The sequence below is a fragment of the Cyclobacterium lianum genome (assembly GCF_900143075.1).
Taxonomy (GTDB): Bacteria; Bacteroidota; Bacteroidia; order Cytophagales; family Cyclobacteriaceae; genus Cyclobacterium; species Cyclobacterium lianum.
In genome coordinates this window covers 253123-279429 of record NZ_FRCY01000004.1, presented here as the reverse complement: position 1 = coordinate 279429, position 26307 = coordinate 253123, and the positions used below count along the sequence as shown (strand labels likewise).

General features: G+C 43.0%; 24 protein-coding genes and 1 pseudogene. 21 read left to right on the top strand and 4 right to left on the bottom strand.

Annotated features, from left to right (window positions below; all coding sequences use genetic code 11):
* Nucleotides 1-76 precede the first annotated feature (76 nt).
* The 14 genes and pseudogenes from BUB19_RS24695 to BUB19_RS08095 all read left to right on the top strand — a co-directional run bounded on the left by BUB19_RS24695 (nt 77) and on the right by BUB19_RS08095 (nt 17501).
* Nucleotides 77-397 (top strand): DUF6660 family protein, encoded by a 321-nt coding sequence (locus BUB19_RS24695; RefSeq protein WP_073094023.1) that lies wholly within the window; start codon nt 77-79, stop codon nt 395-397.
* Nucleotides 398-723: 326 nt separating this feature from the next.
* Nucleotides 724-5136: a CusA/CzcA family heavy metal efflux RND transporter gene (locus tag BUB19_RS08160; protein ID WP_073094021.1), complete on the top strand. Its 4413-nt coding sequence runs from the start codon at nt 724-726 to the stop codon at nt 5134-5136.
* Nucleotides 5136-6413, top strand: a complete 1278-nt coding sequence (locus BUB19_RS08155; protein WP_218588551.1) for an efflux RND transporter periplasmic adaptor subunit — start codon at nt 5136-5138, stop codon at nt 6411-6413. The genes BUB19_RS08160 and BUB19_RS08155 overlap by 1 nt, the downstream gene beginning before the upstream one ends.
* Nucleotides 6414-6532: 119 nt before the next feature.
* Nucleotides 6533-6820, top strand: a complete 288-nt coding sequence (locus BUB19_RS08150) for a P-II family nitrogen regulator (protein ID WP_317041582.1) — start codon at nt 6533-6535, stop codon at nt 6818-6820.
* 10 nt (nt 6821-6830) lie between these two features.
* Nucleotides 6831-7247, top strand: coding sequence for a Fur family transcriptional regulator (locus BUB19_RS08145; RefSeq protein ID WP_073094020.1), 417 nt, complete (start codon nt 6831-6833; stop codon nt 7245-7247).
* A 134-nt stretch (nt 7248-7381) separates the two neighbouring features.
* Nucleotides 7382-7716: pseudogene (locus tag BUB19_RS08140) on the top strand (YnfA family protein).
* 25 nt (nt 7717-7741) lie between these two features.
* Nucleotides 7742-10243 carry a heavy metal translocating P-type ATPase gene (locus BUB19_RS08135; protein WP_073094237.1) on the top strand — a complete coding sequence of 834 codons (2502 nt, stop codon included), beginning with the start codon at nt 7742-7744 and terminating at the stop codon, nt 10241-10243.
* Between the two features lie 73 nt (nt 10244-10316).
* Nucleotides 10317-12938 (top strand): TonB-dependent receptor, encoded by a 2622-nt coding sequence (locus BUB19_RS08130; protein ID WP_178371459.1) that lies wholly within the window; start codon nt 10317-10319, stop codon nt 12936-12938.
* Between the two features lie 45 nt (nt 12939-12983).
* A complete protein-coding gene (locus BUB19_RS08125; RefSeq protein WP_073094018.1) occupies nt 12984-13415 on the top strand; it encodes a Fur family transcriptional regulator in 432 nt (143 codons plus the stop codon).
* Entirely contained in the window at nt 13415-14209 is a 795-nt protein-coding gene (locus tag BUB19_RS08120; RefSeq protein WP_073094017.1) for a cation efflux transmembrane domain-containing protein, read from the top strand. The genes BUB19_RS08125 and BUB19_RS08120 overlap by 1 nt, the downstream gene beginning before the upstream one ends.
* 25 nt (nt 14210-14234) lie before the next feature.
* A complete protein-coding gene (locus BUB19_RS08115) occupies nt 14235-15233 on the top strand; it encodes a sodium:calcium antiporter (protein WP_073094016.1) in 999 nt (332 codons plus the stop codon).
* A 53-nt stretch (nt 15234-15286) separates the two neighbouring features.
* Nucleotides 15287-15871: an SRPBCC family protein gene (locus BUB19_RS08110; protein ID WP_073094015.1), complete on the top strand. Its 585-nt coding sequence runs from the start codon at nt 15287-15289 to the stop codon at nt 15869-15871.
* Nucleotides 15868-17130, top strand: a complete 1263-nt coding sequence (locus tag BUB19_RS23790) for a saccharopine dehydrogenase NADP-binding domain-containing protein (RefSeq protein WP_084097114.1) — start codon at nt 15868-15870, stop codon at nt 17128-17130. Before BUB19_RS08110 ends, BUB19_RS23790 begins: the two co-directional genes overlap by 4 nt.
* Before the next feature lie 17 nt (nt 17131-17147).
* Complete coding sequence (locus tag BUB19_RS08095) at nt 17148-17501, top strand: SpoIIAA family protein (RefSeq protein WP_073094014.1); 354 nt, start codon at nt 17148-17150, stop codon at nt 17499-17501.
* Between the two features lie 46 nt (nt 17502-17547).
* Here the strand turns inward: BUB19_RS08095 and BUB19_RS08090 are convergent, their stop codons facing one another.
* Nucleotides 17548-17970 (bottom strand): efflux RND transporter permease subunit, encoded by a 423-nt coding sequence (locus BUB19_RS08090; RefSeq protein WP_245802805.1) that lies wholly within the window; start codon nt 17968-17970, stop codon nt 17548-17550.
* 4 nt (nt 17971-17974) lie between these two features.
* Nucleotides 17975-18157 carry a helix-turn-helix domain-containing protein gene (locus BUB19_RS23785; RefSeq protein ID WP_084097112.1) on the bottom strand — a complete coding sequence of 61 codons (183 nt, stop codon included), beginning with the start codon at nt 18155-18157 and terminating at the stop codon, nt 17975-17977.
* A gap of 281 nt (nt 18158-18438) precedes the next feature.
* Between BUB19_RS23785 and BUB19_RS08080 the strand changes: the two genes are divergently transcribed.
* The 6 genes from BUB19_RS08080 (at nt 18439) to BUB19_RS08055 (ending at nt 23542) form a co-directional block, all read left to right on the top strand.
* The gene (locus tag BUB19_RS08080) at nt 18439-18720 is read left to right on the top strand and encodes a helix-turn-helix domain-containing protein (protein WP_073094013.1); all 282 of its coding nucleotides are present in this window, start codon (nt 18439-18441) and stop codon (nt 18718-18720) included.
* An 84-nt stretch (nt 18721-18804) separates the two neighbouring features.
* Nucleotides 18805-20040: a VapE domain-containing protein gene (locus BUB19_RS08075; protein ID WP_073094012.1), complete on the top strand. Its 1236-nt coding sequence runs from the start codon at nt 18805-18807 to the stop codon at nt 20038-20040.
* Between the two features lie 209 nt (nt 20041-20249).
* Complete coding sequence (locus BUB19_RS08070; RefSeq protein WP_073094011.1) at nt 20250-21125, top strand: toprim domain-containing protein; 876 nt, start codon at nt 20250-20252, stop codon at nt 21123-21125.
* A gap of 604 nt (nt 21126-21729) precedes the next feature.
* Nucleotides 21730-22293 carry a GNAT family N-acetyltransferase gene (locus tag BUB19_RS08065; RefSeq protein WP_073094235.1) on the top strand — a complete coding sequence of 188 codons (564 nt, stop codon included), beginning with the start codon at nt 21730-21732 and terminating at the stop codon, nt 22291-22293.
* A 5-nt stretch (nt 22294-22298) separates the two neighbouring features.
* A complete protein-coding gene (locus tag BUB19_RS08060) occupies nt 22299-23219 on the top strand; it encodes a helix-turn-helix transcriptional regulator (RefSeq protein ID WP_073094010.1) in 921 nt (306 codons plus the stop codon).
* Between the two features lie 131 nt (nt 23220-23350).
* On the top strand, nt 23351-23542 hold the full coding sequence (locus BUB19_RS08055; protein WP_218588550.1) for a DUF6922 domain-containing protein: 192 nt from the start codon (nt 23351-23353) through the stop codon (nt 23540-23542).
* 151 nt (nt 23543-23693) lie between these two features.
* On the opposite strand, the gene BUB19_RS08050 is transcribed toward BUB19_RS08055, so the two are convergent.
* Nucleotides 23694-23972, bottom strand: a complete 279-nt coding sequence (locus BUB19_RS08050; RefSeq protein WP_143155960.1) for a hypothetical protein — start codon at nt 23970-23972, stop codon at nt 23694-23696.
* 43 nt (nt 23973-24015) lie between these two features.
* The gene (locus BUB19_RS08045; protein ID WP_073094008.1) at nt 24016-25119 is read right to left on the bottom strand and encodes a 6-bladed beta-propeller; all 1104 of its coding nucleotides are present in this window, start codon (nt 25117-25119) and stop codon (nt 24016-24018) included.
* Between the two features lie 847 nt (nt 25120-25966).
* On the opposite strand from BUB19_RS08045, the gene BUB19_RS08040 reads away from it, so the two are divergent.
* On the top strand, nt 25967-26218 hold the full coding sequence (locus BUB19_RS08040; RefSeq protein WP_073094007.1) for a hypothetical protein: 252 nt from the start codon (nt 25967-25969) through the stop codon (nt 26216-26218).
* Nucleotides 26219-26307: the final 89 nt, after the last annotated feature.

Sequence of the window (26307 nt, the reverse complement as noted above, 5' to 3'; positions counted from 1 at the left end):
CTGAGAAAACATGCGTTAATATGAAGATACAACTTTGCAATACCCTTGCATTGCATTAATCCGTATATTTGCAATAGTGAAAATCGCGTGCTACATATTAAGCTTTTACTTTATCGTCCTTTCAGGGATGGCCTGTGCGGATACAGTGCCACTTAAGGATAGCGAGAATAGTATTACAGTAATCAAAACTGCGAATGATAATCACAATCATGACCACAATCAGGGTTGGGACGGTTGTTCTCCATTTTGCGTATGCCATTGTTGCCATGTGCATTTTTTATCAACAGCAGGGGTTGATTTCACACACCTCGTGAAACTTTCTGCGGTTTACACTTCTTATTTTCAGGATTTCAGAAGCATTGAAATCTCTGGATTTATCAAGCCCCCCAAATCATAATTCTTCTTGTCTTGCAGGATAAGTATGCCCTGACGATAAGTCCTTTTAACAGGACTGAGTAAGCATTTTATTGATCCGTCAGGCATTTTCTTTTAATGGGCCTTTAGTACTCAAAGGCAAAAATTCATTGTGTTCAATTTTATCCAAAAGTTGAAAAAATTGAATAAAAGCAAAACGAAAAAAAGGAAAGAAAGAAGGAAGAAAGTCACCGTCAAACAGATCCTAAAGTGGTTTTTTATTGTGTTGGTCAGCCTGATCCTTTTGGTAGCGATTGTAGCACGGTTCCATCACTTCTTCTCCGTCCATATCAAATAATTAAAAGTCGTATGATCAATAAAATCATATCGTTCTCAATAAAGAACAAATTCATCGTGGGCCTGCTTACGCTCGCCCTCATTGGCGTGGGGATATACTCCATGTCAACGGTCAATCTGGGTTCCGTCCCGGACATTACCAATAACCAGGTCCAGGTAATTACTGTCTCTCCAAACCTGGCCACAGAGGATATAGAGCAGTTTGTTACCTATCCGGTGGAACTGGCCATGGGCAACCTGCCGGGGGTGGATGAAATCCGGTCTATTTCCAGGTTTGGCCTGTCGGTAGTCACTATTGTTTTTGAAGACGATATGGGTACCTATCTGCCCAGACAACTGGTACAGGAAAAACTGAACGAATTAAAAGAAACCATTCCGGAGAAATTCGGAAGCCCGTCAATGGGTCCCATTTCCACCGGTTTAGGCCAAATTTATGAATACACAATACAACCACAAGAGGGTTATGACTCGCTGTATTCTCCTATGGAGTTGCGCACAATCCAGGATTGGATTGTAAAAAGACAACTGACCTTGCTTGATGGTGTGGTTGAAGTGAATTCTTTCGGTGGCTATATCAAGCAATATGAAGTAGCCATCAGCCCGGATAAACTCAATGCGCAGAATGTGAGCATCTCTCAGGTATACGAGGCTCTGGCGAGAAATAATGTCAATACCGGGGGGGCTTACATTGAGAAGAACAGGATGTCCAATTTCATCCGAGGAGAAGGATTGGTGCGCTCTCTGGATGATATCAGAAAAATCGTCATAAAAACAGAAAATGGAATCCCAGTTACGGTAGGTGATGTCGCCTCCAAAGTACACTTCGGTAATCAGGTACGGTATGGAGCTTTCACACAGGATGGAAAGGAAGCTGTCGGGGGTATCATTATGATGCTGAAAGGATCTAATCCCAATGCGGTAATCCAAAATGTAAAAGAGCGTATGGCCGAGGTAGAAAAGTCTCTTCCCGAAGGACTAACTATTTACACGATCATTGACCGAAGTGACCTGATTTCCAGAACGACAGACACCGTAAAAACGAACCTCCTGGAAGGGGCGTTGATTGTAATTTTTGCCCTGGTAATTCTATTGGGTAGTGTCCGTGGTGGTATTATCACTGCAACCACCATTCCGCTTTCACTGCTGTTTGCTTTCATTCTGATGAAGCAGTTTAATGTATGGGCTAATCTCATGAGCCTGGGAGCCATTGACTTTGGGATCATCATAGACGGGGCGGTGATCATCATTGAAGGTACGGTGTATGAAATCCAGAAACGCATCCGATCAGGGAAAATTAAGTTCAATCAGGGTGTGATGGACGAGGTGGCTTATGATGCAGGCAGTACCATGATGAGTTCGGCATTTTTCGGACAGATCATCATCCTTATTGTATTCGCCCCCATCTTATTCCTCACCGGTGTGGAAGGTAAAATGTTCCAGCCGATGGCCTACACCTTTGGTTTTGCCATGATTGGCGCCATTATCCTGTGCCTGACTTATGTACCGATGATGTCGGCCTTATTTATGAAGCCTATTCAAAACAAAAAGAACTGGTTTGGACGATTTGAACGCTGGCTGGAAAGAGTAAGTGATAAAATCATTGGTGGTATTCAAAAGGCTTACCTGCCCTTGCTAAAAAGCGCCCTGCGTTTTAAAGCAATAGTGATTATCGTAGCTATTGTGCTGCTGGGAACAGCCGGGTTCATTTTTTCACGGATGGGAGGTGAGTTTGTGCCTCAGCTTGATGAAGGAGATATCGCCATGCAGGCACTCATCAGGCCCGGGAGTTCCCTAAGCGAATCAAAAGAGGTATCTATCAGGATTGAGAACCTGTTGCTGGAAAGTTTCCCTGAAATAAAAACAGTAACTGCCCGGATCGGGGTGGCGGACATCCCTACCGACCCTATGCCGATGGATATAGCCGATATGTACCTCATCTTAGAAAAGGATAAAGACCAATGGGTGTCTGCAGAGACTAAAGATGAACTAATTGAGCAAATCAAGGATAAGCTTGAGATGCATCTTACAGGAGTAAACCTGGTATTTACCCAGCCGGTAGAGCTGCGTTTTAATGAGTTGCTGGAAGGGGTACGGGAGGATATTGCCGTTAAACTCTATGGTGAAGACCTGGAAGTGCTTTCCGAAAAGGTGCAGGAGATGGCCGATATTATTTCTACCGTGCCAGGAGCTGGTGATGTAAACCCCGAACGGACATCAGGACTTCCTCAAATGACCGTTCGTTACAACCGGGATAAAATTGCCCAATACGGCCTGGATATTCAAAAGCTCAATGAGTATGTAAGCTCTGCTTTTGCCGGTGGTGTGGCCGGGGTGATTTTTGAGGGAGAAAAAAGGTTTGATCTGGTCATCCGGTTTGACGAGGCACATCGCAAAAGTATTGATGACCTGCGCACACTCTACATTGATCTGCCCGATGGTACCCAAGTGCCGATAAAAGAAGTGGCAGATATCAGCTATGTGCCGGGCCCCATGCAGATCTCGCGGGACAATACCTATAGAAGAACCTATGTAGGAGTGAATACACGGGGAAGAGATGTAGAGTCAGTGGTAAATGATATTCAGGAAAAACTGGATGCACAACTAGAGTTACCTCCCGGCTATTACATCACTTATGGAGGAGAGTTTGAAAACCTGGAACGAGCGAAGAGCAGATTAGCCATTGTTGTTCCAATAGCGCTGTTCTTGATTTTCGTTTTACTCTATTTTGCGCTACAGTCATTTTCACAATCCATCATGATTTATATCGCTATACCCCTGGCAGCTATTGGTGGTATATTTGCGCTGTGGATTAGAGATATGCCCTTCAGTATTTCAGCAGGCGTTGGTTTTATCGTGCTTTTTGGAGTAGCCGTGTTAAATGGCTTGGTCTTAATCAACCGCTTTAATTCATTGAAAGAAGAAGGCGTCACCAGCATCAGAGAAAGAATTTTAACAGGAACCAAAGAGCGAATCAGGCCCATTATGCTGACAGCCACAACAGATATATTTGGGTTCTTACCCATGGCTTTCTCTGGGTCTGCCGGAGCGGAAGTGCAGCGTCCTTTAGCAACTGTAGTAATTGGAGGAATGCTGACAGCCACATTGCTTACCCTGCTAGTGCTGCCGGTGCTTTACACTTTTGTAGAAGGAAGGAGCGATAAAAGAAAGAACCTGAAAGCACCGAATGCCAACGTGATCATTGTCCTCATCGTTTGTGGTGGATTATTTGGCTTACCGGCTATGGCTAATGCCCAGCAGCAGGGACAGGAGAAAGACAGCTTACCTACGATTACATTAGAGCAGGCTAGAAAACGTGCGGTAGAAAGTTATCCTAAGATACAATCAGCCAGACTTGAAATTGAAAGCCAACAGGCCTTAAAGAAAACAGCATGGGACTTTGGCAATACGCAGGTGTTTACTGGTAAGGAAGAAGTGGGCAATGGCTCGGATGGAGTTTACACTCAGATAGGCATCCAACAACAGCAGATTGATATTTTTGGCATAGCACCCCGTTTGAAATTACAAAAAGAACGGGTAGCACTGGCTGAGAAGGCGCTTGACCTGTCCGTGATAGAGCTGGAAAGGGAAGTAAGCCAAGCCTGGGCAATGGTATATGCAGCCAAAAATAACTACCAGGTTTATGAGCAGTTGGATTCGGTTTTTACCGATATTGAAAGAGCCGCACGAATTCGTTTGGAAACTGAAGCTACTTCCAAACTGGAATACCTGGCTACCTCCAATCAGGCCAATCAGGTACAGATACAGAAGGAACAGGCTTACAGGGATTATCTCAGTGCCTTGCAGCGGCTTAACCTGTGGTTTGCCAATGATACCCTCTTTACCGTACCGGATATCCCAGCTACCCAACTGGATGAACCGCTGAATTATGTGGCTGACTCTTTGATGAACCATCCGTTGCTGAATGTATCAAAACAGCGTGTAGATGTAGCGGATGCTACCATAAAGGAAAGGTATTCTCAGTTTCTTCCGCAGTTGCAAGGCCAGTATGGCCGACAACAAGTAGATGGACAATCCGGTTTTTATCAATATCAGGTAGGGATAAGGATTCCCTTGTTTTTCGGGCCTGAACTTGGCAGGACACAGTCGGCCAAAATCCAGCGGGATATAGCCGGACAAAACCTGCGACAAACTCAACTGGAATTGAATGCAGCATATCAAAACCAGAAAGAACAATACCTGAAATGGCTCAATTCATGGAATTATTACCGCGATGAAGCGCTACCCCTGGCACAGGAACAGCGATCAGGTACGATTCTGGCTTATCGCGAAGGAGCTATAGATTATGTGACCTTTCTGCAAAACATCAGGGATGCCATTCGCATAGAAGTGGACTCCTGGAATGCCTTTGGCAATTACCTGGATAGCCGCTACCAACTGGAATACTATTTAAAAACATCAAACTAATGATGGAATTGAAAGTCAAAAATAAAATCAGACAAATAATAGAAGAAGTGAAAAAGCAAATTATATATATAGTTGCACTAGTACTTATGGTGTCGGTATTTACAGGTTGCGGCAAAAATTCGGCTGATGACTCAGGTGAAGCTTCTCACGAACACAGTGAGGGCGAGGCTGGGCACGAAGGTGAGGAAGGAAATAATGAAGAACGGCTGGCCGAGCTTCATCTTTCGGACCTCAAATTTGAAAGTCTAGGCATCAAGATTGACACACTACCCACCCGCTCACTATCTGGCGTGGTAGAAGCAAATGGTCAGTTAGAAGTGCCGCCTCAGCATGAGGCGACCGTTACGGCTATTCTGGGAGCCAATGTTACTTCCATCAAAGTGATTGAAGGAGATCAGGTGAGCAAAGGGCAAGTATTGGCCTATCTCTCCCACCCCAACCTGACCAGGTTACAGACTGACTATGTACGGGCTTACAGCCAACTACAGTTTCTGGAAAAAGAAAATCAACGGCAGAAAAGGTTATATGAGGAGGAAGTCGGTTCCGGAAAAACTTATCAGCAAATACAGGCGGACTACCAGGCCATGAAGGGTGAGGTGAAAGGCTATGAAGCTCAATTGAAGCAGCTAAGCTTAAATGTGAAAAATGTACAGAGTGGTGATATCTATCAATACGTACCAGTGGTTAGTCCAATTGATGGATACATTGAAAAAGTAGAGGTTCAGATTGGGCAATATGTTGATCCTCAGACCGAGATGTTCATGATTGTCAATATCGACCACATACATGCGGATTTGATGGTATTTGAAAAGGACGTTCACAAGGTTAAAATAGGACAGGAAATTGCCTTTACCGTGGAATCCATTCCGGGTACTACGCTTTCAGCCAAGATTTATTCTGTGGGTAAACAATTTGAACAAAACCCTAAGGCAGTACATGTGCATGCCGAAATAGATCAAAAAGAAGATTTTCTGATCCCGGGCATGTATATCAATGGTAAAATAAGCACTGGAGACAATCAGGTTAAAGCCTTACCTGAAAGTGCCATCATAGAAGAAGAAGGCAAGCCTTTTATTTTTATGGCGGAAGCCCATGAAGACGATGGAAAGACCGAATGGGCATTTAAAGCCATAGAAGTACGCACCGGTATAACCGAAGATGGTTGGGTAGAGATCAAATTATTAGAACCAATTCCTGACGGTACCGAGGTAGCATGGAACAATGCCTATTACCTGATTTCTGAAATGAAGAAAAGTCAGACCTCTCATGGTCATTAAAAGAGTTGCAAAATGCAGTTGGCAAGAAAACGTGTCAACTGCATTTCTAAGCTAGAAGACAATAAAAAACAAAGACATGAAGGAAATAAAAGCATATATAAAACCGAAAAAAGTACAACATAGTTGTTGTCTCCCTGCGCGATGCAGGTTTTGAGAGTGTAACGCTATCTAGAGGTGAAGGAGCCGGGGCGCACCGACAAAAAGATGCTTCCCCTTCATTAGACTTTCATTTTACCGATAGCCCGATTGTAAAACTGGAGCTGGTTTGCCAAAACGAAGAAATGGAAGAAGCGGTACAGTTGATATGTGGAAAAGCTCAAACGCCTGAGCCGGGTGATGGGATTTTTTACGTCTCTGAAATAGATGATGCGTATAGAATAAAAACAGGTGATTCTTTAAAAGAATAATCTCAAGCAAATGATAAAGGATTTAGAACAAACCCTAAAAGCACATCATATAAAACCTACTGCTATGCGGCTGTTGGTATTAGAGTACCTCATGGGTAGGGAAGCAGCGGTAAGTTTGACCGATCTATATCAAGATTTTGAGAAATCGGACCGAACTACCATCTACAGAACACTAAAGGCATTTGAGGATAACGGACTAGTACATAGTATTGATGATGGCACAGGTGTGCGGAAATACGCCTTGTGTGAAGAAGGTTGTAAGTGCGAAATTGAAAGGGACTTACACTTGCATTTTCATTGCAGAGTATGCGGACAAACCAAATGCCTGACCAGTTATAAAATTCCCGAAGTGGAGTTGCCTCCGAAGTATGTTCCTGAAGAGGCTAACTTAGTGGTAAAAGGTGTTTGTGATAATTGCTCCAATTAATAGTCATGAAAAAACTATAAATAAAAATATGCTCCTTCTGCCGGAAGTTCCGTGCGAAAAGAATCCCACTGTATGTTGTTAAGCTATCGAGGGGTTCTTTTGATTTCAGTTAAAAAAATAAACTAAAGTAAAACATGGGAATTATCATAAAATCATTAGGAATATTCGTGCTGGCCGGGCTTTGCGAAATAGGTGGTGGATATATGGTTTGGCTCACACTACGAGAGGGCAAACCATGGTGGATTGGGGTATTGGGGGCTTAATTCTGATCGGATATGGTATTGTGGCTACATGGCAACCGGATCATTTTGGCCGGGTCTATGCCGCCTACGGTGGAATATTTATCGTAATGGCCATTCAATGGGGCTGGAAAATAGAAAGGGTTGTGCCCGACGGGTATGACATAATAGGTGGGACAATTGCTTTAATAGGTATGCTTATCATCATGTATGCTCCAAGGCCCTCATGATTTTGAATTAAAAAATAACATTCACATGAAAAAACTACAAATTAAAATACCGCTTCTCCTGCCCGAAGTACCTGATGAGAGGGATCAATGTGTGCAAAAACTTATTCAACAGCTTCAGGATACAGAAGGCCTTGAAAAAGTGCATATAGCAGACGAAACAGATAAAGGTGTGCCTCAGCTATGTTTTCATTACGACCCTGAGTTAATCTCCCTAGACCGTATCCAGTCGTTAGCCGAGCAAACCGGGGCTGAAATCAATGAGAAATTTGGACACAAACTCATAGAAGTAGAAGGCATTCGCCATACACGCCACGCCCGTCATGTAGAGCGTGACCTTCGGGATATAGCGGGTATTTTAGAAGCCTCCGTATCGGCATCCGGTATGGTGCGGGTTGAGTATGATACGGCCAAAGTGGATGAGGCGGAAATTATGAAAGCACTGAGAAAAGAGGGGCTTGATATACCGGATACCCAAGTAAGTGCCGAACGTTTTCTTAAACAAGTAAAAGAAACTGAAAAAGGCGAAGATCAAGAAAGAGGTAAAAAGGAACATGACCATGAGGAAGGTGAAGATGATGAACATTCGCACGGTGGCATTTTCGGTAAAAATACAGAGCTGATTTTTTCCATTATCTGTGGAGCATTGCTGGGAATTGGCTTTGGATTGTCTTATGTAGAGGCTGTGCCTTCCTGGGTGAGCCTCGCATTATACATCGGAGCCTATTTCTTTGGCGGATATTTCACGGCCAAAGAAGCCATTCAAACAGTGGCCAAAGGAGGTTTTGAAATTGATTTCCTGATGCTCGTAGCCGCCATTGGAGCGGCAATTCTGGGCGAATGGGCGGAAGGTGCATTACTCCTCTTCCTTTTTAGCATGGGGCATGCGTTGGAACACTACGCCATGAACAAAGCCCGTAAATCCATTGCTGCTTTGGCAGAGCTCGCTCCTAAAACGGCATTGCTCAAGAGAAATGGTAAGACCGAAGAAGTCGGTATTGAGGAATTGAGCATAGGTGACATCATCGTGGTGAAGCCCAACAGCAAAATCTCAGCCGATGGTGTGGTTGTAAGCGGTACAAGCAGTGTCAACCAAGCTCCTATCACCGGTGAAAGTGTGCCGGTAGATAAAGAACCAGTGGATAATCCTGATAAAAACTGGTCGGAGGAAAAAGACATCAAAGACGAGAACCGGGCTTTTTCGGGTACCATCAATGGCAACAATACGCTGGAAATCAAAGTCACTAAAGTAGCGAAGGACTCTACCCTCTCTCGCTTGGTGAAACTGGTCAATGAAGCCCAGACCCAGAAGTCACCTACACAACGGCTCACCGACAAATTTGAGAAATATTTTGTGCCGTCTGTACTGGTTTTGGTAGTCATACTCAATTTCGCATTTCTGGTACTGGACGAAACCTTTAGCGAAAGCTTCTACCGTGCGATGGCCGTATTGGTGGCAGCCAGTCCATGTGCTTTGGCGATAGCCACCCCAAGTGCAGTGCTAAGCGGAGTAGCCAGGGCAGCCAAAAGCGGGGTGCTTATCAAAGGTGGCCGTCCGCTGGAAGATCTGGGTGTACTCACCGCCCTGGCTTTTGATAAAACCGGAACATTGACAGAAGGAAAGCCTAAGCTCACTGAAGTAGTTGCTTTAGGTGATGTAAAAGAGGACGAACTGTTGAAAATAGCAGTAGCTGTAGAAAGCCTGAGCGACCACCCCCTGGCCAAAGCCGTGGTACGGGATGGCAAAGAGCGATTGGATGGTTCTGATGTGCGTGATGCGAAAGACCTGGAAGCGGTGCTTGGTAAAGGGATCAAGGCCACCCTGGATAATGACAAAATATACATCGGCAACCTGGACCTGTTTGAATCCCTGGATGACAAAAAGCCCGAAAAGGAAACGGACGAAAAGGTAAAGTCGCTGGAGTCAGATGGCAATACTACCATGCTGATCCGTCAAAATGACAAATACATTGGCATTATTGCACTGATGGATACGCCCAGAAAGGAAGCTAAAAATACCCTGGAGCAACTGAAAAAGATTGGTATCAAGCGTATGGTCATGCTTACCGGGGATAACCAGAAAGTAGCCGATGCAGTGGCCAAAGAAATTGGACTCACGGATGCCTGGGGCAGCTTGCTGCCGGAAGAAAAGGTAGAAGCCATTAAAAAGCTCAGGGAAAAAGAATCTAAAGTAGCGATGGTGGGTGATGGCGTAAATGACGCCCCGGCCATGGCCAACAGTACCGTAGGTATTGCCATGGGAGCGGCAGGCAGTGATGTAGCCCTGGAAACAGCCGATATCGCCCTAATGGCTGACAAGCTGGAAACCTTGCCTTTTGCCATCGGTTTGAGTAGAAAGGCCAAAGGCATTATCAAAGAAAATCTTTGGGTGAGTTTGGGCATAGTAGCCTTGTTAATACCCGCTACGGTTTTCGGCTTTGCTAATATCGGTATCGCAGTGCTGATTCATGAAGGCTCTACTTTGGTGGTGGTGTTTAATGCATTGAGGTTGTTGGCTTATAAGAAGTAGGACTCAATATTTGAAATTATAGCATAGAATTAACAAAACAATAAGACTGAAAATGGCCAAACGAAATTCACCCTTGACCTTATTATTAATACTTATAAGTATTACATCTTTTGCCCAAACAAAAGTAAATGGAAGGGTGGTTGACAGTGAGGACAAACAACCGCTTATTGGCGCTCAAATCGTTGTCGAATCTAAGGGCGTTGTTACTGTAACCAGTGAATCGGGATTTTTCGAGATCAAACTTCCGGATGGCTCAAATACGATCAAAATTAAATATTTGGGTTATGACGCAAAAACTTTTTCCGTCAATACCAATACACCTGATTTAGGAGTAATAGCCTTGGTACGAGCCAGTACAACTTTGGATGAAGTCATCGTAAGTGCATCACCCAATAATTTTAAAGAGGAATTTAAAGGAAGCAATTTCAGAATAAGTCCGATTACCCTGAAAAACATCAATCCATTGAGTGCGGAAGAAGTGCTGCGGATGGTACCCGGAGTGAACATTTTAGGTGATATGGGGCTTTCCAACCGCCCCAATATAAGTATCAGAGGCTCCTGGGGAAGGCGTTCCAAGAAAGTATTGGTTATGGAAGACGGCACACCTTCCGCACCCGCGCCCTACATTGCCCCCGGAGCTTACTACAACCCTGTGAGCGACCGGTTGACCTCCATCGAGGTGTACAAAGGTGCAGATATGCTGCGTTTTGGGCCAAATAATATGTATGGTGCCATTAATTACATTACCGCCTTACCGCCTCAAAAACCTGAATTACGAATGAAGTTGATTGGTGGTCAACGAAATTATCAAACAGGCTTATTGTCTTATGGCGGCACCTGGAACAATCTAGGGGCGTTGGTCGAGGGCGTTTACAAAAAGTTTGATGGATTTACCGATAATTCATCGGTAGAAGTACTGAATTTGAATGCGAAAATATATGCTAAACTTTCTGATAATCAATCCCTGTATTTCAAAGTAAGTGGCCAATCTGAGGACAACCAGGCTTCATTAAGTTCCCAAACACCATTTACCTTCGACACCGACCCAACCATAAACCCCTTGGATGCCGACCAATTTACGATGAGGCGTTATGGTGTGGACGTTATCCATAAATGGTTGCTTAATAGTAACCTGAGTTTCACCTCAAAAATTTATGCTACCGATTTTGAGCGGGATTGGTGGAGACAAATCACGGCAAAGGTCAAAGCATCAGAGGTAAGGAATTACGTTGGAGAGGCGATTTTTAATGACCGGTACAGTTATTTAAAAGGATTGGATTTCGATGATGAAGATTACGTAATTGTAGGCAGGGTGTTGAACGGTCGGGAAAGCACCACAGATAGTCGTTGGACGTACACCGTTTCGGGATTTAAAGAAACCATGAACTATGATTGGCAAGCATTCGGTGAAAAGCAACGCCTGGAAGCAGCAATCAATTTACACCGGGAAACTTTTAAAGACCGCTTTTTAGTGGCAGATCGAAGTAGGTGGGCAAGAAATGGAACCACCACAACAGATTTGTGGTACAAATTATGGTCTTTCAACGGTTTTATCCGAAATGAATTTAATATCGGAAAATGGGGCATCACACCTATCCTTCGTTTGGAATACGTGGATATGTACCGACAAGATTTATTGGCTCTTGCTCAAAACCCGAACATAAACAGTACGGAAGAAGGTAGGGTGCCGAATGCTTACACGCAATTTTTACCGGGCATTACAGTAGATTATCGCATTCAAGACGGGGAATTTTATGGAAGCATCTATCAGGGTATGATAGCCCCGTCCAAGGTATTCGGGTTTTTGGTGGAGCAGGACGGTGTTGTTACCAACCCGCTTGCAGGACAAAGCATCAACATTGAACCCGAATTGGCGTGGAACAAGGAAATCGGTTGGCGAGGAAATTTATGGGATAATCGCATTGACGGGCAACTGACCTACTTCAACAATACCAGCCGGAATTTCTATGCGGGAGGCCGAAATGAAGTATTTCAGGAATTAGGCAAATTTAATGTGCAAGGGTTGGAGGCTGCTGTTGGAGCGGAACTTTTCAATATAAACCAGCACCGGCTTCATCTTCTCGGAAATATCAATGTGATGCAGTCGAGAGTGTTGGAAGGTAGATTGGTGGACAAAGACCTTTTTTCGCAAGTCATTCACAGTACCGCCACCCAAAACGAGTATATCGATAAAGTAAACGCCAACCGAAGTGCCTATGAGGTATATGTTTCAAATGGTTCGGGAGGTGAAGTATTACTTACTGATGAAACCATAGATCAAGCTGGTTTTCAGAACATAACAAAAAGCGTTATCCGTTTTGGAGAGGACGGCCTTTCAGATGCCGAAGCACCTTACACACCCAGATGGAACGCGAGCATTGGTTTGAACTATGATTTCCAAAACCTATCCGTTGGTGTCAGTGGACATTTCGTAAGCGAGCAATTCACAGAGTTCCATAATTTTAGCAACGAGTCTGCCGATGGGGCAATCGGAAAGCTGCCTGCCTATCGTTCGATAGATGCCTACGTGAACCATGATTTTATTTTGGGTAAAAAACTGAATATGACGGCTTTTATCAACGGGAAAAATATCACCAATGAAATTTACCGGGCCTCTCGATTGAACCGGGCCACTTCAGGAATATTCGGAGGTGGATTCAGGCAAATTATTGCTGGTGTCAATTTGAGGATATGAAATGACCGATAGATTATAAAAAACCTGTAAAATATAACTATAAAAGTGAGGAGACCAGAAAAAATACTTCAGGATCATGCGATTGTTCCGACTATTGCACGTATCGAAGTGATTGAATACATTATTAATAAGAAAACTGCTTGTAGCTTGAAAGAACTGCAACAAGCTCTGGCTATCACGATCCAACAGGAAAAGCCAGTACTTAAAACAACTATCTACCGGACAATAGATCTTTTTGAAGAGATAGGAATAGTACACAAGATTGATGATGGAACCGAAACTGCAAAATATGCAATTACAAAACAGGAACTGAAGGATTGGCATTTTCACTTTCATTGCTTAGAGTGCGGAGAGACATTTTGCCTGGCTGAAATAATTCCCAAGCGACTTTTGGCAATCGGAAAAAGGCACCAGATTAAAGAGGTCAATCTTGTACTAAAAGGTATATGTGAAAAGTGTAATCAAACATATTTTTAATGAAGAAAACCACATTCCATATCAGCAAAATGGACTGCCCCTCAGAGGAGCAAATGATCCGTATGAAGCTGGAACCTTATAAAGAGGTCAAGCAGCTTTCTTTTGATATCTCAAACCGTAAACTGGAGGTATATCACACGGAAGAAGTAGACAAGATCCATCTGGCCATTAGCGAACTCAAACTCAACGACCGGCTGGAAAACACGGAAGATGAAGCAGAGTTGCCGTTGGCCGCTGACGATTCTCACCAGCGCAAAATATTGTGGTGGGTGCTGGGTATCAATTTCGGATTCTTTGTAGTAGAGATGACTACCGGCTGGATTTCCAACTCTATGGGCCTGATAGCCGACTCATTGGATATGCTGGCAGATTCTATCGTGTATGCACTAAGCCTGTTTGCAGTTGGTGGTGCTGTTTCCAGAAAGAAGAAAGTCGCCAAATTCAGCGGTTATTTTCAAATGGGATTGGCGCTCCTAGGCTTCTCAGAAGTATTACGCAGGTTTTTCAGCGAAAGCGAAACACCGCTGTTTCAATGGATGATCGTCATAGCAGTACTGGCCCTCATAGGCAACCTGGTTTCACTCTGGCTGATCAATAAAGCCAAAAGTGAGGAGGCCCACATGCAAGCGAGTGCCATCTTCACTTCCAATGACATTATCGTGAATGGCGGAGTGATCTTGGCTGGTGTACTGGTTTACTGGCTGGATAGCAAATGGCCCGATTTGGCCATTGGGGCAATTGTTTTCACCTTCGTAATGCGCGGGGCTGTAAGGATATTGAAAATAGCTAAATAGATAATTAACCGATAAAAACAGAAGAATGAGTGCATGGTTATGGGCAGGAGTTTTAGTAGTAGCCGCATGGGCTGCACACTGGGGAGCAGATCAATTGCTTACACCGCTCAGAAAGTTGCGGAAACAATGGGGACTCACAGCTTCGGCAGGAGCTGCCTTTTTGGCAATTGTAACAGCAAGTCCCGAAGTAGCTATCAACATTACCAGTGCTGCCCGGGGTGTATCAAATATAGGCTTAGGAAACTTACTGGGTTCTAATATCATCTCCATTCCCCTCATGGTTACGATAGCCTATTTTGCTTCACGCAAACAATTCAAAAACAACCCAAAACATCAGGAACATCTGGACGCTAATCTATTGGCTTTAAACAAGCGTTCCGTATCCGTTTTGTCACTGCCCTATTTGGGTATAATCGCACTGGTAGCTGTACTAACCTTACCGAAAGCCTGGCGGGGCTTGCAACCGATTGAGGGATGGATCATGCTTGGGGCTTATGGTGCTTTTTTAATTCACGCGATTGTCAAAGGAAGAAAAGAAGGAGAAAAAGTAGAATGGACACAAAAGAAAATATGGCTTTCCATTGCCGGGGCATTTGCCATAGCGGCCGGGGCATTTTTCATTGTGAAAGCCACTGAGAACATCGTTACGGCTTTGGGTATATCGGAGATTGTCGGAGGACTATTCATCACCGGCATTATAACCACTGCTCCTGAAGTATTTAAGACCTGGAGTGTGGTAATGGGTGGAGAGGTTACCGCAGGTACCACCAGCGTGATAGCCGACAATGCGGTAACCATGACAGTGGCATTTTTCCCTTTGGCCCTGGTAACCACCCCAGTGGAGGATTTTCAATTGTATTGGGTCAACCTGGCCTTTGTAGGATTGATGCCGTTGCTTTATTCGGTTTTTGTCCATCAAAGCAAGCAGCTTCATGGATTTAGCAAATGGCAAATATTTGTATTTGATGCAGCTTATGTTGCCTATTTATTGATTATGGCGTTTTTTGTCTTAAAACTTTTTTAATCTATGGAAGAGCATTTAGACCATTCAAAAATTAAAGAAAAAGCTAGTGAGTTATGAAAACATCAAAAAACAAACTATTAAAAACTATTGGTATCCCACTCCTCATATTGGGTGTGCTTCTGTTTGGCATATCCCGACAACAATTACCCGTGGATACCACCCAATCGGCAATTATAAAAGCGAACAGAGAGGACATCTGGGAGATCGCTACCGATTTTGAAGGAGCTTTTGAGAATTCCAATCCGGCCCATCGCGGCACGGAAATTCTTTCCGAACCGAAGCAACCGTTTTGGGACAGCCTTAGGTTTTACCAAAAAGAAAAGGTAGGCGGCATTACTGCTGAGTTGGATGGGACAGTCTATGATGTAAATGAAAGCCGGAGTTTTCGCTGGAAGGCAAAGACCATTTACTATTTCCTCGGCATGGAGATTCCGGTAGATGAGGGAGGTACTTTTAGAATTGAAGAAACCACCGATAAAGGGTATCGTGTTTCGCACCGCATTTATGGAAATTTTAAAGACACTTTTGGTGGGCGCACGCTCAGTTGGCTGATGGAAAGCTGTTTTGGTATGCTGCAAAGTGCTTCCGAACATACACTGGTGGAATTAGAATACTTTAAAGAGCAACTTGAGGGATGAAAGATGATATAGATAGAATTTTGATCATTGGTGGCTATGGAAGGGCCGGGAAGTCAATTTCTCGACTATTGGCAAGCTATGATCAATACGAAATTATCACTGCCGGCCGGACGCTTGCGAAGGCCCAAAAGCAAACTGAACATCTTCAGAATGAATTTCCAGGTGGAGTGTTTAAAGCCATGGAGGTAGATATCAACAATCGGAAAAAACTCACGGACATTATCAGAGAGGTGCAGTTGGTAATTGTCGCTGTTCCTTTAGATTATCAAAACTCATTATCATTAATTGATGCTGTGCTGAATTCAAAAAACGCCCACCACATTGACCTCAGCCCGGGAAAGGAAAAGCACCTGGCCTTTAATGAAATGAAGGAAGCTATTGAAGAATGGGAGCATCTTTTTTTACTGGATGCTGGTTTTGAGCCCGGCTTGCCCGGATTTATGGCGCGGTGGGCACTGTGTGAATTGGATAAGCCTGAAAAGCTCCTTATTGAAGGAGTTTACCACGATCCTGAAATTCCTGATGGGGGCATAAAAGATATAATAGGCCATAATGAGCCTGCTTACATCGTTAAAAACGGTACGCTTAAAAAAGCTTGCCCCTTTAAAATGAAAATAGCAGAGTTTCCTCAAGGGTTTGGGAAAGCAATCAGTGTCCCAATCTGGATGCCTGAATTACAATCTATTCCGTCAAAATACAACTTAAAAAACATGGCCTATTATCATGCAGGAATCAACGGGTTGGCCAACATTATCATGCTCAGTTGGCAAATGATTTTCAATAAATTCTTACCAATGAATGTAGGTGTTAGCCTGTTCAGATGGGCTATTCAAAATTTTACAAAAAAACCTTATGGAGGAGTAATTCGGGTAACGGCTGAAAATTCGCATCTCAAAAGGGAAATTACCAATTCCCATAATGAGTTATATGAAGCTACGGCCATACCCGTGGTGACAACTGCCCGTCTTATTTTAAAAAATGAGCCTGACCAATTCGGCTTTTTCTTTATGGGGGAATGGGTGCCAAAAAATGATTTTCTTCATAATCTTCAGGCACTGGGCATGAAAGTCTCAGTAAAGAATGAAGCAGTAGAGGGATTATTCAATGACTATAAGCACCACCTCAATGCATTGGATGAAGATATTAGGTGGTTGGCTTTAAAATATGCCGAAGAATTCTACGTCCATGATAAATGCACTAAGGCAGAAGCCATTGACCGGGCTATCGCGAAAGCAGAAATGGAAAAAAGAAATTTATAATTTAACTATATACCACTATGCTACAAATACTTGAATTCACCAAAAACAACATTATAGCCACCAGGGCTAAGGATAACCTGACTGAAACGGATATTCAGAAAATACATCCGTTGATTCATAACATTGTGAACCGTGGGAAAAAAGTACGGTGGTACTTTGAGATGGAGAATTTTTCCGGATCGAAATTGAATGCGTTCTGGCAGGATTTAAAAATGGATATGTCGCATGCCGATGATTATGAAAAGATAGCCATGGTAGGCGACAAAAAATGGCAGAATTGGATCACCCAATTTATGAAACCGTTTACCAATGCGGAAATAAAGTATTTTGAGTTGGAAGAAAAGGAAGAAGCAAAGGAATGGGTCAGTTAAGCCAAGCCAAAGCAATTCGTTGGCCTAACTTAATGTAATGTACATTTTATTTGTTTCTGCCTGTGACCAACTGATACACACAAGGTATTACCACCAAATTCAAAATGGTAGCTGATAGCAATCCACCCAAAATTACCACGGCCATTGGATTTTGAATCTTACTACCAGGCTCACCGCCCTTTAAGGCTAATGGGATCAAGGCAAATCCTGTAGTAAAAGCGGTCATTAAAATAGGATTGAGCCTGTCCAGAGCACCTTCTTTGATCAACGCAAGGCCTTGTTTGCCTTCTCTGCGTAAGTCTTCGTGCCTGGAGATAAGCAAAATTCCATTTCGCGTGACGATACCAAACAAACTGATAAAGCCAATGGTAGCTGCAATGCTGATGATACCTGAAGTGAAATAGACAATAAGAATACCACCAATCAATGCCAAGTGCAGGTTGATAAGCACTACAAAAGCCAGTTTCATATTTCTAAGGGAGTGTTAGCTCAAACTTTTTGAACAGCTCCTTGTCCTTTATCTGTACCTGCCCGTTTTCACTCACCAGGTAGTCGGTGGATACTTCCAGTGCATCGGCGATGCTTTTGAGCACGTCGGCCGGGGGCACGGTTGTGCCGAGCTTATACCTTGAAAGGCTTTTGGGGTTGACCCCGATATTTTAGAGAGTTCCCCCTTGGATATTGCCTACAAATATCAAGGAAAATGACGAAAAGGTTCCAAACCAATAATCTTGCTGCTTTCGCTTTTTCACTACCAAAAGCAGTAATACCCCCAACAAATTTTCCCCGATCCAAACCTACCCCAGAATTATTTCAATTAAAAAACACCTATAATCGCCAGTTGTGACGCTTTTTGAAAACTTGGGGTAGTACCCCAGCTACCTACCCCTGCCAACTTGTGACCATATTCGGACCACAAACCAAAGGATAACCGAATATGAACGACATGATCTTTTCCCCCATCGACAAAAGGCAACTCATCCAGGAGATTGCCGAAGAAGTGGTCGCCAGGATAATCCCCGAGCTGCAGCCACCGGTACAGGAAAACGAGCTGATACAGATCCCAGAAGCCATGAAGCTTCTGGGCCGCTCTCGTACCACCATCAATAACTGGCGCAGGGAAGGTTTCCTGAAAGAACAGGTGATCAATACCAGGGTGTATTTCAAAAAGTCGGATATACTCAATGCCGGCCACCAGAAAAACGGCCGGAAAAAATAAAAGCGGATCATGCCCGATCCGCTTGCTATAATTTCATTAGGAAATGGTATCCCTCTTTGAATGAGACGAATATACCATTTCTGTATGGATTTACCAACCCAAACCTACAGAAAAATGGACGAGGAAAACCCTATCAGGAAGATAGATGAGAAATCTTCCAGCCCTACCATTCGGATGATCAGGTTCCTGATCTCAAAATACGACTTTAAGAACAACCTGGTACTAAACGAAGTCTTTGCCAGAGAAAAAGAAGGGAACAACTACAGCCCAGTCAATCCCAATACCCTTTACATAGAATGTCGGCAGGCCGGGTACCGCACCTCGGTAGGTGAAATCAACACCTTCCTTTGTTCGGACTTTATTCCCAAAACCAATCCTTTTGTGGAGTATTTTAGACAGGTCCGGAACAAATGGGAAGAAACCCTCCATGGAGACTATATCCAAAAATTCACAGACTATATCCAGGTATATGGGCAGGGGCGGTTTGAGGTACAGTTCAAAAAATGGCTGGTCCGCTGCGTGGCCTGTTGCCTCAGGGATGACTTCTTTAATAAGCAGGCCCTGATCTTTGTGCAGGAGCAGCAGAACAGCGGCAAGACAACCCTAACCCGTTTCCTGATCCCGGATCAATTGATGGCCTATCATGCGGAAAATATTTCCGTGGATAAGGACAGTCTGATCGCCCTGAGCCAGAATTTCGGCGTGATCCAGGATGAGCTTTCCACGCTTTCCAGAACGGAAATCAATGCACAGAAAACCTTGATGAGTAAATCACATGTAAAGGTCAGGCATCCTTATGACAAAAAGCCTAAAATGGAGCCCAGGAGGGCATCCATCTGGGGATCCACCAATAAGGCCGAGTTCCTGACCGATGTGACTGGAAGTGTCCGCTGGCTCTGCTTTACAGTAAGAGCGATCAACTGGGATTATAAACGTGACATTGATATCGACCAGGTTTGGGCTCAAGCCTATCAATTGTATCATTCGGATTTCCAATACGAGATGACGGCTGCTGAAATTCAGGAAAATGAACTGATGAACAATCAGTACAAAACCATTTCCCCGGAAGTGGAGCTGGTACAGAAGTACTTTTCCCCGGGCACCAAGGAGGACCATGACAAATTTATGACGGCCACTGAGATTTGTCACCAGCTGGCCTCGAACCTTTCCGGAAACCTAAGAATCAGCCCGGTAGAAATAGGAAAGGCCCTGAAACTGCTCGGCCACATTCAGACCCAGGTGCGTAGAAACGAAGCCCAAACCTTCCCCGAAAAGGGATATTACATTAAACATAATCAACCTACTACTTACTACAAATAACATTTAAACAATTGATAATCAATTAAATAAAGTGTAGTAGGATAAAATATATCAAGTTACTACAACCTACTACAAAAAGGGTTTTTGTAGTAAGATGCTTTTTGATTTTCAACAGTTATAAATAACTGAATACCAAATAAATAACAACAAAATGTAGTAAGGTAGTAGGTGTAGTAGGTGGTTTTTTAAAAAGATTAAACTTTAAGACCATGAATGCCAAAGAAGCCAATAAGATATCCATAGTAACTTATCTGGATCAACTGGGAATAAAACCAAGCAAAGTAAAAGCAGGCTATTGCTTTTACTACTCCCCCTATAGGGAGGAAAGGACGCCTTCCTTTAAAGTACATCCCATCAAAAACCTCTGGGTGGATTTCGGAGATGGGAATGCAGGTGGTACGCTCATTGACCTGGTTCTGAAAATGAATCCGGCTTTTACCATATCTGAGGCCATCCAGGAAATAGCCACCATAAGCGGATCCTCTTTTTTTCTTCACCCGCCAATTCTTTCCAATGCGAAGCCTTCCGAAAAGGAACCACCTGGGATTACCATCATTAAAACGAAGCATCTTGGAAACAATCGTGCCATTACGGATTACCTGCACTCCAGAGGCATATCATTGGAGACGGCACGCGACTTCTGCCGGGAGGTATATTACCACATCGGAGACAAAAGGTATTTCGGGATGGGTAACGCAAATGAAAACGGCTGGTCCATACGGAACAAATACTGGAAGGGCTGCACGGCTCAGGGGGTTTCGCATTACCGGAACAATGCAGCAGAGCTCTGCCTGTTTGAGGGCATATTCGACCTGATGAGCTATGTGGAAATGAGAAAGGCGGAACGGTGCCGAGTGGATTTTATGGTACTTAACTCCCTGGCCAATTTAAAATCGGCCATGCCAACTATTCAAAAGTACGGACAGGTCGATTTATTTCTTGACCGGGACAAGGCTGGGAAAGAAGCCACCAAAGAATTACTGCAATCACTTCCGCAATGCCGCGATCAGTCGAAATTATACCTTCCTTACAAGGATTTGAATGAGTACTGGATGAAGAGAGCAAACCTAGGAGTGAAACGATAAATGATCCTATTCCTCATACCCGAATCAGCGGTCAGGCAATCAGCAAGAGGTAAAGGAAAAGCGATCCCTAATATGGAGTTCGAAAATCTAAAAATTATACCTGAAAAATAGTCAGCTATCGGTATATACGAATACCTAACTATTCCGAGACAAGTATAGGTTAATACATAGATATACATTGATTTTTAAGTTTAAGTTGGCGAAAGACAAACGAATATCCCGAACGATACATTCACGAATAGCTGCATATTCAGCTATCCAGATAGGGGTATAGCTGCTTATTTACCTATTCATATAGGTAAAAATAGTGTAAATATATTTGCTTTTATTTAGATATAAATTTATATTAGGTAGTAAAAATGGTATTATTAATTTATACTATCGTCTTTAACCGTTCTTACTTATATTCATCCGGAGCTAAAAATCTGCTCTGGTATAACCACCAATCCGCTGTGCGCGGTCCTTGCAAGTTGTGTCTTTGTCCGACAAAAAACCTTCCGGTTTTTATCAGCCAAAAACGAACTTGCCCCTCCTTTTTCCATACGGTTTTGTGGTGGGGGGAGGGGAGGGAAATCCTCGCAACTCGGATTTAAAAATTAAAATTATGAGAAGAGCAACCCAAAATGATCGGGAGAAAGTGGTAACCATACTGCTGGAAGCATTCAAAAAAAACAAGAGCGTCAACTACATTGCAGGGAAGCAGGAGAAAAAGATCCGCTATTTGATGGAGTATTCCTTTGACAACTGCATGGATACCGGTGAGATATTTATTTCGGACGACGGTGAAGCTTGCGCCATGATCCAGTTTCAGGATCGGAAAAAGTTCTCCTGGAAAAGCACCTATCTGGATATACAGTTAATACTTAAAACCATCGGCCTGGGTAACATTCCCAAGGCCTTGGCCAGGGAGTCCTTTATCAAAAAGCATTATCCCAGCGAACCGTTTACTTACCTCTGGTTTATTGGCGTGAACCCTGAGCGGCAGGGGAACGGCTTTGAGACGGCGGTTCTGAAACATGTATTGGATTACTCCAGGACGCTCAAGCGGCCGGTCTATCTTGAAACCTCTACCGAGCGAAACCTGCCCTGGTACCAAAAACACGGCATGGAGATTTATACCGTTTCAGAGCGGTTTGGGTTCCCGTTCTATTTTCTAAAAACTGCCTGAACGCCATGACCGTTCTCAATACTGAAATACATATCGTAACCCTTCTGTTTGTAATTCTGGAAACGTTAATGTTTTCCCACCAACTGGTCTTTTACCTGCAAAAGCCCAAAGAAAAAAAGCGAAAATATTACCTGATCCTGCTATTCTTACTGATCATCTACAATATTGCCGGAGGTCTCTTTCCCGACGAAAACCTTCCCATGTCGGTTGTGTTTCAATACATCCTGGCTTATGGGGCTGGCTTTTCCATGGGTGCCTATTTTCCCTATTATTTTTACCAGGCCTACAACATCACCCATCTGGAATTTCATGCAAAATATGGCGTGCTGATTTTCCTGATTTCGCCCTTTATCATCTTCTTCTGCATACTCTATCCACTTGGATTGGATTTGATGACGGTCATCTATGTGGGAATGATTATTCCGTTTGCCTATGCATTCTACATGGTATACAACATCCTTTGGGGCATTCGGCAGCGATACAAAAATAGAAAAGCCTCTTTCGATGCCATTCTGTCCTATATCGCCGTAGCTCCCTGGGCCCTGATGCCCTTATTGGCCTACTTGCAGGTAACCCAACTCACTGAGGTGCTTTTTACCAACGGCGGATTCCTGATCATCACCTTTCTTTTTTTTCGGAATATGATTGAAGAAAACCGCAAGGATCTGGAAACGCTGGACCTGATCCAAACCAAAAATGAGGAGGAGATTTTCAGCATTCGGTGTAAGGGCTTGGGGCTTACCAAAAGGGAAACGGAGATCTGCCAATTGGTCAAAGATGGCTACATCTACAAAGAAATCGGCGATGCCCTGAATATCTCCGAAAGGACTGTCAATAAGCACATACAGAATATTTTCAAAAAGGCTGGAAGTAATAATAAGCTTGACCTGTTGAATAAGATTAGCAGAAGGGTGAAATCGGCGTGACAAAATGAATGATTAAATTACTCCGGACCGACTTACAATCGTTAGACAAAGTAAAATTACCAGAGGGTCAACGACAAGCACCACCGCTCGGTTACGCATCTTTTTTTATAAAATATCGTTAACTTTGCACTGTGAAGGAAAAAATCAACATAGCCAAAGTCTTCCCCAAACATCTATTTTGGGATATGGACCATAGTGCGCTTGACTTTGAAAGGGACAAGGATATTATTATTCCCCGTGCCCTCTTTGCAACTACTCCGGAAACTTTTGATACAGATATTGCTACTCTGGAAAACCTTTATTCCAGAAAGCAGATCCTATAACATCTCAAGACCACAAAAGAAAGGATAAGCAATGAGGTCTGCAGGCTGGTTGCTAACAGATATGATGTGGATATTTTCTTTCGTTTTAAACAATGAAATCAGCCCGCTAACCAGGCCTGAGCTATTATTGGAATTTGACAACAGGAAATATTCAAAATTCAAGCCCTTCCATTCCAACGACAGAATCGATATAATTGAGGGGAGCAAGTCCTGGCAAGAAGCCAGGATCAGTTGGAGGTTTAAGGTGCGGAAGTTGTATCAAGAAATGGGATTGGAATTTCCAACTCCTGGAAGATAAAGGTTCAATCTTAAAAACAGCCTTTTTTATTGGGCTTTGCCTCAAAACCATTTTCTTCCTGCCTATATGATCGCAACTGATGATGGTTTTTTTAGGATAGTAATAATTAATATCAACCGCTCTATTTTCCATACTCTTGATTTTTGAGTTTTGATACGCTTTTAGAGCAAGCAAACTACTCCGGGATTTTAGTAAAAAGAATTACTGGATTTGAATCTTCTGTTAGATTAGCTATAGAAGCCTTGGCTTTATCACTAAGATTTAGATTTTCTTTATTTCTCACCAAATATGCTGCATAGGCGAAAAATATGATCTGATCTCCTTTTATTCCGATGGGTGAATTGAAATGCCCTAATTCCTCTTGGTTAACCTTGATTTTAAATTGGTTGTGAGATTTATTATCCCTTAAAAACAAGCTTTTACTTCTATCCCTACCTTTCAGAGTGGTTACATCCGCCAAAAAATATCGATCGGACTCTACCATAAAGAAAATATCCATAAATCCCTTAGTCATGATCTTCCCGACCCCCTCGAAAAGATCATTTTCCCATAACTCTTTTGGAACTGTATTGTTGCCAAAATCAAATTTATAAGCTTCTTTTAGGGTATCTCCAGGTGTGATCTCCCATACAGTAGTTTTGAGAGGTTCCCGAAACAAAATTCGGTCATCTCCCTGGAAAAAAGCATGGCCCCCAATCTGACCAATAGGAGGTGCTTCATTTGGAAGTAATTCAATCTTTACCTTGCCAGATCCATCCGTTAGAAAGAGTCGATGGTCGCCAGCCAAAATGTAGTATCCACCATAGAACCATAAGTTCCCATTCTCAAGCGGCTGAAAAGAAAATGCATAGCGCGGGATCTCAGTGGTTGTCTCCAACTTATGGGTAATAGAGAATTTGTGTAAATCGATTCGTTCACCCATTCCGCAGATGATAAATAATGAATTTCCTATTAATTTGAAATCTTCTATCTGAGGTAACTGACCAGGCGCTTCTCCTATCTGAGCGGCCATACCGAGATGCTGCCCTGATGGGGAAAAATGATGAATTCCTTTTGCATTTCTGCTATTCATGACAAAAAAACCCTCTTTATTATACTGTACTTTTACATCTTCTCCGAGCAGCTCTGTGGTATCTGTTTCCAACAAAACGACATTTTCAATCTTCAAATCAGCCGGCATCTCCTTTACTTTATCAAAATCGATGACTCTAGTGGATTGCTTTTCTTCAGCTCCGCAGCCCATTAATGCTAAAAATGCAATTTTGATTATTTTTTTCATACGGTTGGGTTTAGGTTATCAAAATTTAATTACAAACTGAGAAGGGGTAGAAAACAAGTTCTTTGCGCATTTTCGACTCTTGAGCTATCGGGAGGGAGAAAATATTCAAAGATAAAACCTCGAGGTCAATCCTGGTAGACATCAGGAAACTTTTGCTAGTGAACCATTTGAAATAGCGTACCCAATCCGATACCTTGCCATTTTTTAGATGAATAATCAAATGGAAATGTTTGCTCATAATCCCATACCTAAAGTTAAATCTAAAAATTTATTTTTCAACTTTTTGACTTTATATACTGGAATTGAAAGTTTTGCCGGATGAGTCTTAGACGGGATGGAACTTCACACAAGTATGTGTAATCCCAATGTCAAATTTATTGCATAAATAAGGTAAAGTTGCAAATTCACTTAACACCCTGTTCTCAATCCAAACCCAGGTTTGGAATTGTAGTAACTTTATCTTAGCAGTAGATATGGAATTCCTATTTTAACTTCATCAGCGAAATCAAATTACAGAGACTTTATTAGCCGTTCTTCAAGGCCCCACAAATTCCCCTATTCCTAAAGCTGGACAATCCCTATTACTCCTAAGTATCTTTTCCTTGATTTCTTTATAATCTAGCCTTTCCAATGCCATGGGCTATCCTGTTCCCGGTTCTGAATTATGATTCATGCAAAGATGGGAGCAGCGGTCCACCCACCAAGGGTAAGCTTCACTCGATCAAAAAATAGGGTTTTACAAAGGAAGCATTCCACCATTTTTTTGTACGGCCCTTGGCTTGGGAGTTCCTGGCAGCCCCCGTTCTCTTGGTCATAATCAAATTTCAAACCTTAAACAATAAAAGTCATGTCACAATTTGAAAAATCCTACATCAGCAAAGGAACCCAGGTAAAGGACCTCAACATTATCCGGGTATCCATCTCCAAAGAAACATTGGAGGAAATTCTTAAAGACCATATGGTCGACTACGATGGCAAAGAATACCTGGTATTTGAAGTCGCCTCGCTCAAAGAGCCGGACCAATTTTGTAAAACTCATACCGCCTATATCAGCAAAAAGGTCGCTGCTCCGAATCGGGGAAAGGCCAAGAGGGATTAGGAAAAGCCCTTAGGGGCTTTTTTTTCAAGATGAGAATTTGAATGTATTTGACCTAAAATTGACATAACTAAATTTAATGTTAAATTCAA